At 56.6% G+C, this 11,539-nt stretch carries 4 protein-coding genes; all 4 read left to right on the forward strand.

The features are described from left to right. The first annotated feature begins 2,181 nt into the window (after nucleotides 1-2,181). Complete coding sequence (locus ACESQ2_RS04720) at nucleotides 2,182-6,549, forward strand: beta strand repeat-containing protein (RefSeq protein WP_373170261.1); 4,368 nt, start codon at nucleotides 2,182-2,184, stop codon at nucleotides 6,547-6,549. A gap of 167 nt (nucleotides 6,550-6,716) precedes the next feature. Beyond that, nucleotides 6,717-8,153: a TolC family outer membrane protein gene (locus tag ACESQ2_RS04725; RefSeq protein ID WP_373170187.1), complete on the forward strand. Its 1,437-nt coding sequence runs from the start codon at nucleotides 6,717-6,719 to the stop codon at nucleotides 8,151-8,153. Beyond that, nucleotides 8,150-10,297, forward strand: a complete 2,148-nt coding sequence (locus ACESQ2_RS04730; protein WP_046877472.1) for a type I secretion system permease/ATPase — start codon at nucleotides 8,150-8,152, stop codon at nucleotides 10,295-10,297. The genes ACESQ2_RS04725 and ACESQ2_RS04730 overlap by 4 nt, the downstream gene beginning before the upstream one ends. Continuing rightward, nucleotides 10,294-11,499, forward strand: a complete 1,206-nt coding sequence (locus tag ACESQ2_RS04735) for an HlyD family efflux transporter periplasmic adaptor subunit (RefSeq protein ID WP_004849542.1) — start codon at nucleotides 10,294-10,296, stop codon at nucleotides 11,497-11,499. The genes ACESQ2_RS04730 and ACESQ2_RS04735 overlap by 4 nt, the downstream gene beginning before the upstream one ends. Nucleotides 11,500-11,539: the final 40 nt, after the last annotated feature.

An 11,539-nucleotide genomic window follows, 5' to 3' on the forward strand; every position in this document is an offset into this window, starting at 1 on the left:
GATAGTGACAGTGATTCGGATTCAGACAGCGACTCCGATTCCGACAGCGATTCGGACTCTGACAGCGACTCCGATTCTGACAGCGACTCGGACTCGGATAGTGACTCGGATTCGGACAGCGATTCGGACTCCGATAGTGACTCCGACTCTGACAGCGATTCGGACTCCGACAGTGATTCGGATAGCGACAGCGATTCCGACTCTGACAGTGACTCGGATTCGGACTCGGACAGCGACTCGGATTCTGACAGTGACTCGGATTCTGACAGTGACTCGGATTCCGACAGCGATGCCGATTCCGACAGCGATTCGGACTCGGACAGCGACTCGGACTCTGACTCTGACAGTGATTCGGACTCCGACAGTGACTCGGATTCTGACAGCGACTCGGACTCCGACAGTGACTCCGATTCTGACAGCGACTCCGATTCAGACAGCGATTCGGATAGTGACAGCGACTCTGACTCCGACAGTGATTCGGATTCAGACAGCGATTCGGACTCTGACAGCGACTCGGATTCCGACAGCGACTCGGACTCCGACAGCGATGCCGATTCCGACAGTGATTCGGATTCTGACAGCGATTCGGATTCTGACAGCGATTCCGATTCTGACAGCGACTCGGACTCGGATTCGGATAGCGACTCCGATTCTGACAGTGACTCGGATTCCGACAGCGACTCGGATTCCGACAGTGATTCGGATTCTGACAGTGACTCGGATTCTGACAGCGATTCTGATTCGGACAGCGATTCGGATTCGGACAGCGACTCGGACTCCGACAGCGATTCGGATTCGGACAGCGATTCGGACTCGGACAGCGACTCGGACTCCGACAGCGATTCGGACTCGGACAGCGATTCGGATTCGGACAGCGACTCGGACTCCGACAGCGATTCGGATTCGGACAGCGATTCGGACTCTGACAGCGATGCCGATTCAGACAGCGATTCGGATTCTGACAGTGATTCCGATTCCGACAGCGATTCGGATTCGGACAGCGACTCGGACTCCGACAGTGATTCCGACTCTGACAGCGACTCTGACTCCGACAGTGATTCCGACTCTGACAGCGACTCTGACTCCGACAGCGATTCGGATTCCGACAGCGACTCGGACTCCGACTCCGACAGCGATTCCGACTCTGACAGCGACTCGGACTCTGACAGCGACTCGGATTCTGACAGCGACTCGGACTCTGACAGCGACTCGGACTCTGACAGCGACTCGGATTCGGACAGCGATTCGGACTCTGACAGCGATTCGGACTCCGACAGTGATTCGGATAGTGACAGTGATTCGGATTCCGACAGCGACTCCGACTCCGACAGCGACTCGGATTCCGACAGTGACTCGGATTCAGACAGCGACTCCGATTCCGACAGCGATTCCGACTCTGACAGTGATTCGGACTCCGACAGCGACTCGGATTCCGACAGCGATTCTGATAGTGACAGTGATTCGGATTCTGACAGCGACTCGGATTCCGACAGCGATTCGGACTCCGACAGTGACTCGGATTCTGACAGTGACTCGGATTCTGACAGTGACTCCGATTCCGACAGCGATTCGGACTCTGACAGCGACTCGGATTCTGACAGCGACTCCGATTCAGACAGCGACTCGGACTCCGACAGCGATTCGGACTCAGACAGCGACTCCGACTCTGACAGCGACTCCGATTCCGACTCCGACAGCGATTCCGATTCTGACAGCGACTCGGACTCGGATAGTGACTCGGATTCCGACAGCGATTCCGACTCTGACAGTGATTCGGATTCGGACAGCGATTCGGACTCTGACAGCGATGCCGATTCCGACAGTGATTCGGATTCTGACAGTGATTCGGATTCTGACAGCGATTCGGATTCTGACAGCGATTCCGATTCTGACAGCGACTCGGACTCGGATAGTGACTCGGATTCGGATAGCGACTCCGATTCTGACAGTGACTCGGATTCCGACAGTGATTCGGATTCTGACAGTGACTCGGATTCTGACAGCGATTCGGACTCTGACAGCGACTCCGATTCCGACAGCGACTCGGACTCTGACAGCGATTCGGATTCTGACAGCGATTCGGATATCCCGCAGGCCAATGCGGATACCAATACCGCGCTGATCTCTGAGAACCATGACAATCTCGACGGGGTAAACGGTACGATTACCCAGCTGACAGGCGTGAACCTGCTTGGCGTGGTCGATGTTTCGCTGCTTAGCGGTAATAACTTTGACTTTACTGTCGCGAGTGGAACGACTCAGGATGTGGCACTGGATATTTCCGGCGGCACCACGCTGAGCTCGGCGGCGCTGATTAATACGCTACTGCTGCTGCTGGGTGGAACGAATACCTTCCAGGCCGATCTCGCGGTGGTGAATACGGTGACCGGAGAAGTGGTTGCGCTGGCGTCGAATGCGGTGACTATTACGGCGGGAGGCGTCAGCCTGGATTACAGCGGTAGCGCCAGCTTCAGCGACCTGCCGGAGGGGAACTATACGGTAGTGATTTCGTCGCCAACGAATACCGGGCTGCTGCCGACGCTGGTGAATTTCCTGGCGAATCTCAGCGTAGCGACCGCGGTGGATGTGGCGGTAACCGACTCCGTAGGATACGAGTCCGCGATTATCAGCGGTAACGTACTGCAGACGGACGCGGGTGGGGACGTCGGCGATATCGGTACGGATATTACTGTGACCAGCATCATTGCGACCTCGGTTCCGGGGGCAACGGCGGAACCGGTTAGCTCGGGGGGGACGATCGTTGAGGGCGCCTACGGTACGCTGGTGATCTATGCCGATGGTTCTTACACCTATCACGCGACCGGAGACGCTGACTCTGTCGGTCAAACGGAGGTCTTTACCTACACCATTACGGATGCGGATGGCGATACGGCAACGACGACGCTGACCATTAATATTGGCCTGGCCGATGATACGGATAGCGATGCTGATTCCGACTCCGACTCCGACTCCGACTCCGACAGCGATTCCGATTCTGATAGTGATTCCGACTCCGACAGCGACTCAGACTCCGACAGCGACTCGGATTCAGACAGTGATTCGGATTCGGACAGCGACTCGGACTCCGACAGCGACTCGGATTCCGACAGTGACTCGGACTCGGACAGCGACTCGGACTCTGACAGCGACTCGGACTCCGACAGCGACTCGGACTCCGACAGCGACTCGGATTCGGACAGCGATTCGGATTCTGACAGTGATTCTGATTCTGACAGTGACTCGGATTCTGACAGCGATTCGGATTCTGACAGCGATTCGGATTCCGACAGCGATTCGGACTCCGACAGCGACTCGGACTCCGACAGCGACTCGGACTCCGACAGCGACTCGGATTCGGACAGCGATTCAGACTCTGACAGCGACTCGGATTCTGACAGCGATTCGGATTCTGACAGTGATTCGGATTCTGACAGTGATTCGGATTCTGACAGCGACTCGGACTCTGACAGCGACTCGGACTCCGACAGCGACTCTGACTCCGACAGTGACTCTGACTCCGACAGTGACTCTGACTCCGACAGTGATTCGGATTCCGACAGCGATTCGGACTCTGACAGCGACTCGGATTCCGACAGCGATATCGAGGCCATCCCCGATAGCAACAGCCCGGACGTTGTCGCGCTGGAAGGTAACCTGAACAACGTCAGCGGTACCAGCGGTCAACTGGTTGGCCTGACGTTACTCAGCACCGTCGATGTCTCGCTGCTGTCGGGCAATAATCTGCGCTTTAGCGTGGGTTCCGGAACCGTTGAGGATATGACGGTATCGGTGAACGGCAACTCGCTGCTGACGGCGAGCGGATTGCTGACCACTATCGTCAACCTGCTGGGAGCAGGAAATACCCTGACGGCCGATCTGTCGGTGGTGAATACGGTCACCGGCGAAGTCGTGGCGATTGCGGAAAACAGCGTCTCTATCTCGGCGAGCCTGCTTGGCGGGCTCTCCTATAACGGCACGGTCTCCTTCGCCAATCTGCCGGCGGGCGACTACACCATGGTTATCTCTGCGCCGGAAAGTAACGGCCCCCTGGTATCGTTGATCAACGCGCTGGCGGCGGCCCAGGTGGCAAGCTTCGTCAACGTGGACGTGACGGATTCGGTTGGCTACAGCGTCGGCGCCATTGAAGGTAACGTGCTGGATACCACCGCCAGCGGCGATATGCAGGATAGCGGTCAGGGCATCTCGGTCACCAGTGCGGTATCGGACTCCGTCGACGGATCGACCCCGGTTAACGTGACCAGCGCTGGCGTCAATATCACCGGGGCTTATGGGGTACTGACGATTCACTCTGATGGCAGCTATAGCTACCAGTTGACCAAAGGCGGGGCCGCTATCGGTCAATCGGATGTCTTTAGCTATACCATTACCGATGAAGCGGGCAATACCTCGACGACTAACCTGACGATTAATATCGGCGGCAACATCGAACCGGCGCAGGCCAATCCGGATGCTCAGGAAACGGATCTGACCGCGACGTTCGATACGCTCAACGGAGAAAGCGGTACCGTTGGCCAACTTGTCGGCGTCTCGTTACTCGGTTCCGTCAACGTTGGCTTACTCAACGGCAATAGTTTTGACTTTGACGTCGCCGCGGGGGCAAACGAAAAAGTGCTGCTCGCTGTCTCTGGGACCACCGGCCTGAGCCTGGGCGCGGCCCTGAGCACGTTGCTGAGCCTGCTGGGTGGCGCATCGTCCTTTACGGCGGATCTCTCTATCGTCGATAAGGCGACCGGTGAAGTGGTGCAGGTTCTGACGAACGCCGTCAACATTGATGTTAATGGACTCGGTCTCAGCCTAGGCTATAGCGGCGGCGGCTGGTCCTCAATGTTACCTTCAGGATCGTACACGGCGGTGGTCTCTTCACCGAATACCGGCGGTCTGTTGGGCGCGCTGCTGGACCTGAACCTGGGCACTTTTGTCAACGTGTCGGTCACCGACTCTGAGGGCTATCACACCGACAGCCTGACGGGGAACGTCCTGCAAAGCGATGGTGATGGCGACGTGGCGGACACCGGGGTAAATATTAAGGTGACGAGCGTCACCGCCACCTCGGTGACCGACGCCGATCCGGTATCGGTCACCAGCAGCGGAACGACGATAGCCGGTGCCTGGGGATCGCTGACCATCCATAGCGACGGTAGCTATACCTATCAGCCGTACGGCGGAGTGAATAGCGTCGGCCAATCGGAGGTCTTTACCTACACCATAACCGACAGTCTGGGCCACACGGCGAGCACGACGCTGACGATCGATATCGACAGCCCGGCTTCGCTGGCGGTGAATGATGTCGTTGCGCTGAACGTGGCAACGGCGCTGGCAACGGTGAATGTTCCGGCGATTGACACCTCTGGGCTGAACACAAGCGGTAAGTCGAGCGGGAGCGGAGTATCAGCGAGTAAGTTGATTAACTTTAGCGTGGGAGCCGATCGCGAAATGGATACCCTCTCGGTGAATGTGAACTACACCGCGAGTGGATCGGTGGTCAATACCGTCAGGATTGACAGCACGGTCAGCATTTATCACGTACTCAGCGACGGCAGTAAGGTTTTGGTGTGGCAGGGGGTACCGACAGAAAATCTGACCACGATTATCGGCGCAACAGCCAGCGCTACGGATACGCTAACGCTAACGGGTGTGGCATTGAGCGAAGGAAATTACGAGATGGTCCTGGCTTCGAAAGCCACCGCCACTCTGGATTCTTTCTTAACGCCAGCGCCGAATTATACGGTTGGAGCTTCTATCACCGGTACGACGATCGATACCGCAACGCATTATACGGTGGCAGGAACCAACGTCAGCGGGAATATCCAGAACGGAAACAACTCGGGCGGTACGGAAGATTTCCATGGCGTGCTGTATGCCTCATACACCGTCGCCGGACATACTTCCTCTGGCAGTGCCGAATCCTGGACCTTCAACAGTAATGGCAGTATCACCACCAGCAACGGTAGCGCAGTAACCGGAAGCAGCGTCACAATTTACGGTGACTATGGCACCCTGACGATGGCGAATAATGGTTCTTATACCTACAGTCTGAAGGCAGGGATGGATGTGTCGACAATCACGCACAAGGAGGTCTTCGCCTACACGGTAAACGACAGCAATGGCGTTTCTTCCGCGGCGACGCTGACCATCGATCTGCATCCGCAGATTACCGGCAGCGTGAACGGCGACGATATCCACAGCACCGCTTATGACGATACCTTCACCCTGGGTATCGGGGCCGACACGGTGGTTTACAACCTGCTGGCCGATGACAATACCGGCGGCAACGGCAGCGATACCTGGAAGGATTTCTCGGTTGCGCAAGGGGATCATATCGATGTGTCGGCGCTGCTGGTTGACTGGGATGGGAACAGCAGCAGTTTGGGCAACTATGTGACCCTGAGCTACGTTGGCAATAACACGGTGGTATCCATCGACCGCGACGGCGGGGCCGGTGACCATCAATCAACAACCTTAATTACGCTGGAAGGGGTGCATATCAATTCGCTCAACGAGCTGCTTGATACAAATAACTCCAACTAATCGGCGTTATAGCGAACGGCACACGGAAGTGCCGTCCAGATTATTTATTGCGGAGGAATGAATCGGGCAGCGATCCGGGAGCTAGCAGACCGTTATTTAATAAAAATAATGATGCGGAAATTATTATATCCGTTTTTTCAGTGCGTGAATTCTGAAGGGTAAATTTGATGCGTCTATTTAAACAAAAAAGGAATGTCATAACCTGCGGCTATACCGCTCTCTTTATTGCTTTGAATCCGCCGTTTTCAGGTCATGCGGTAAATTCATACTTGATGCCGAATGATATTAGCAGCCAGCGTTTAACCGATAGCCAACAGGTCGCGGGGTACAATGAAGAGATTATTAATAGCCAGACCCGAATATCCGGCCCGCTGGATATTAAAAAAGCGGTAAAAAATGCGGTCAACTGGCATCCGGCGATTACCCAGGAGGTCAGCAAACTCCAGGAAATGGCGCAGAAAGTTGACGTGGCGAAAGCCAAATATTACCCGCAAATTAGTGCGGGTATGAATAATGGTTATAGTAATACTTATTCTGATGCCGGATATACGCCATCGCTGGTCGTCTCGGTATCGCAAATGCTTTACGACTTCGGCAAAGTGTCCAGTTCGGTCAGAGCCGCCGACTCCGGCGTGGCCCAGCAGCAGGCCACCGTCATGCTGAATATCGACCAGGTCGCTCACGACACCGCCGCGGCGGTAGTGCAGGTGCAGGGCTATCAAAAGCTGGTCGACATCGCTAAAGCGCAGGTCGATTCGCTTAAACAGATTGGCGATCTTATTCGCCAGCGCAACGATGCGGGGGCGTCATCGTTATCGGACGTTGTGCAGACCGATACCCGCGTGGAGGGCGCGCAATCTACGCTCCTGCAATATCAGGCGGCCCTTCAGCGCTGGAAAGCCACGCTCGCGACCTATATCGGCATCGGCGGCATTGCCACTGTGACGGATGACCTTCCGCAGGGGATGGACGCCGCCTGCGCGGTATCCAAAATCGATTACCGCTCTGTTCCGGCGGTATTAGCGGCGCTGGCCCAGGCCGGCCAGGCTCAGGCTCAGCTGGATAACGCCAACGCGCAAATGCTGCCGACGATTTCCCTTGAGCCGGAAGTCACCCATTACCTCAACGATAACTACGCCAACAGCGCGGTACTGAATAAAACGCAATACTCCGCCTGGGTGAAAGTGCAAATGCCCATCTATCAGGGCGGTGCGATGACCGCCTCCCGCGACGCCGCCCAGCAAAGTCTGGCGGCGGCGAATGCGGCGATCAAAACCGCCCAGCTGGACGCCAGCCAGAAGCTGAACGCCTCTCGCGATGAAGCGGTTAATCTTGCCCAGTCGCTGGGGATTCAGAAACGTCAGCAGCAGCTGGGTGAGCAAACCCGGGCGCTGTATCAGGATCAGTATCTTCAGCTCGGCTCGCGGCCGCTGCTGGATCTGCTCAACGTCGATCAGGAAATTTACCAGGCCAGATTTAGCCAGGTCCTGACGGAATCACAACTGCGTTCGCTGGAGCTGGACTGCCTGTTCAGCACCGGCAAGATGCGCTCGGTGTTCGCGCTGGAAAAGCAAAATATCCAGGGCGTGGAGATCCGCCCATGACCTCACAAAACGAACGCGCCGGGATACCGCATTTGCTCGATTGGTCTAATGCGATTGCTTTTATTGCCAACCACTATCGACAAAGCTTTTCTCCCGGCACGCTGCATGCCGCCGCCGAGTGGGCGACGCAGAAAACCCTGCCGGAGGCGCTCCGGCACCTGGCGCGCCACGCCGGGCTAAACTGCCAGTTTTTATCTCCGGGCGATGAGAAAATGTCGGCCTGGCGGCTACCGCTGGTCGTCCAGCTGCGCGACGGGCAAGTCGCCGTGCTCGAAAGCTTTGACGTTAATAACGCCGTCGGGGTGCGGTTTGTGAAGGAGCTCGCGCTGCTCAGCTACTGCCCGCTGGAAACCCTGCTGCCGGAAATTGAAAAGACCATTGCGTTTCGCCCGTCAGCGCCGGAAAGGGATATTCGCACCGAGAGCTACCTGGCCCGCTTTCAGCCGGACTGGCTGCGCAAAATTGTGCTGAAAGATATTCGCCCCTATCTGCACGTGATGCTGGCGTCTTTTGCCATAAACGTTCTTGCGCTGAGCGGTATTCTGTTTTCGATGCAGGTTTACGATCGGGTGATCCCGGCGCAGTCTTATCCCACTCTGTATGTCCTGTTCAGCGGCGTATTGCTGGCGGCGGTATTTGCTTTTGTGCTGAAAATTATGCGCGGGCACGTCACGGATCTGCTCGGCAAACGCGGGGATATTCGCGTTTCTGACCGGGTCTTCGGCCACGCGCTGCGCCTGAAAAACAGCGCGGTACCGCGCTCGACGGGGAGCTTTATTTCGCAAATCCGCGAACTGGAGCAGGTGCGCGAAATGATGACCTCAACGATGATGACCATCGTGGCGGATTTACCGTTCTTTTTGCTGTTTCAGGTGGTGCTGTTTATCGTCTCGCCGTGGCTAAGCTGGATTGCGCCGGTGGCAACGATTCTGATGATCCTGCCCGGCCTGCTGCTGCAGCGCAAGCTCGCGGCGCTGGCCAATAAAAACCAGCATGAAAATACCTTGCGTAACGCCATTCTGGTGGAAAGCATTCAGGGGTTGCAGGACATCAAAATGATGCAGGCGGAAAGCCGCTTTTTGCATCAGTGGAATAGCTATATTGCCATTACCGCCGAGTCGGGGGTCAAAACGCGCAGGCTCACCCACGGCCTGGTCAGCTGGGGAATGTCGGTGCAAAACCTGCTCTATGCCACGGTGGTGGTGGTGGGCGCGCCGCTGGTGATTAATGGCGACATCACCACCGGGGCGATGGTGGCGGCATCAATGCTCTCGACCCGCATGGTGGCGCCGATGACCGCGCTGTGCGGCGTACTCGCTCGCTGGCAGCAGGTGAAAACGGCGAAGGCCAGCCTTGATAACCTGATGGCGCTGCCGGTCGAAGGGGGGCAGGACGAAACCCGGGTTCACCGCGCCGTGCTGCACGGCAACTACGAGTTCCGGCAGGCGGAATTCCGCTACGGCCTTAACGATGCCGCGATCCCGCTGCGTATCAACCAGTTATCCATAAAAGCCGGCGAGAGAATCGCCATCCTTGGGCGAATCGGCGCCGGTAAATCGACCCTGCTGCAGGCGATGATGGGCAACGTCGAGCTGGTTTCGGGCGAGCTGCGGCTGGATGATTTAAGCCTGCCGCAGATCGACCTCGCGGATATTCGCCGCAACGCCACCTTGCTGACCCAGGAGGCGCGGCTGTTCCACGGCACCCTGCGCGAGAACCTGATCCTCGGGCGACCGGCGGCGACGGATGATGAAATCTTCTCGGTGCTTACCCTGTGCGGCGCGCTGGAGTTTGTGCGCAAACTGCCCCTCGGTCTTGAACACGTCATTATGGAAGGCGGGTTGGGGCTTTCAGGCGGCCAGCGGCAGTCGCTGCTGCTGGCCAGGACGCTGCTGCGCGATCCGAACATTATCCTGCTCGATGAACCGACCTCGTTTTTCGACGAGCGAACGGAAAAGGCCTTTGTGGAACAGCTGGCGCAGTGGGCCGGCGATCGAACGATGATCATCGCCACGCATAAAGCGGCGGTGCTTAATATCGTCGACCGGATCCTGGTTATCCAGGACGGGCAGCTGGCGCTGGATAAACCCAAAGCAACGGTTTTTGAGCAAGAGAAAGCCCGCGGCCAGGTGGTGAATATATGAATAAAATCCCCCTGATGGCCGATCACGACCCGGTGGCGCTGCTGCCGGATAGCGAAGAAGACGAGGCGAAAATTGTTAAATCGCGGCGGCTGATTCTCCTGCTGGCCGTTATGCTGCTGGTGGGCGGCGTCTGGGCATGGTTCGCGGTACTGGACGAAGTCTCAACCGGTACCGGAAAAGTGATCCCCAGCTCGCGGGAGCAGGTGATACAAACCCTCGACGGCGGTATTTTAACCGAGCTGAACGTACGGGAAGGCAGCAAGGTACAAGCCGGACAGGTTGTGGCGCGCCTCGATCCCACCCGCAGCGAATCTAACGTCGGCGAAAGCCAGGCGAAATATCGCGCCTCGCTGGCGGCGAGTATTCGCTTAACCGCCGAGGTGAACAATCAGCCGCTGGCGTTTCCCGACTCCCTGAAAGCCTGGCCCGCGCTGCTGGCGGAGGAGACGCGTCTTTACCATAGCCGCAAAGAGCAGCTGAGCAAATCGACGCGCCAGCTGGATGAGTCGTTAAAACTGGTGAATAGCGAACTGGCCATCACCGAAAGGCTGGCGAAAACCGGGGCGGCGAGCAATGTCGAAGTGCTGCGTCTTCGGCAGCAGGTCGCGGATATTAGTTTTAAAAAGATCGATCTCAATACCCGCTATTTTGTTGACGCGCGTGAACAGCTGTCAAAAGCCAATGCCGACGTGGCCAGCCTGGCGGAAGTGATAAAGGGGCGCGCCGATTCGGTCACGCGCTTAACCGTCCGTTCGCCGGTGCAGGGGATCGTTAAAAATATTAAGGTCAATACGATTGGTGGGGTTATTGCGCCCAACGGCGAGCTGATGGAAATTGTTCCGGTCGATGGCCGGTTATTAATCGAAGCGCGAATTTCACCTCGTGATATCGCTTTTATTCATCCTGACCAGCAGGCGCTGGTGAAAATTACCGCCTATGATTATGCCATCTATGGCGCGCTGAACGGCGTGGTGGAAACCATATCGCCGGATACCACTCAGGATGAAGCTAAACCGGATGTTTACTACTATCGGGTGTTTATTCGCACTGACTATGATTACCTGGAAAATAAAAGCGGCAAGCGTTTTTTAATTGGCCCGGGAATGATTGCCACCGTTGATATTAAGACCGGCGAAAAAACGGTCATGGATTATCTGGTCAAACCGTTTAATCGGGCAAAAGAAGCCTTAAGGGAACGTTAATCAACGGGCGAGCTTCTTATCGGCTACGGGCCATCGCCGT

The organism is Klebsiella sp. Q11, assembly GCF_964241505.1.
GTDB lineage: Bacteria > Pseudomonadota > Gammaproteobacteria > Enterobacterales > Enterobacteriaceae > Klebsiella > Klebsiella michiganensis.

Coding starts and splice junctions, on each gene's coding strand:
- ACESQ2_RS04735 (WP_004849542.1), top strand. CDS start 10,294: ATGAATAAAATCCCCCTGATGGCCGATCACGACCCGGTGGCGCTGCTG.
- ACESQ2_RS04730 (WP_046877472.1), top strand. CDS start 8,150: ATGACCTCACAAAACGAACGCGCCGGGATACCGCATTTGCTCGATTGG.
- ACESQ2_RS04725 (WP_373170187.1), top strand. CDS start 6,717: ATGCGTCTATTTAAACAAAAAAGGAATGTCATAACCTGCGGCTATACC.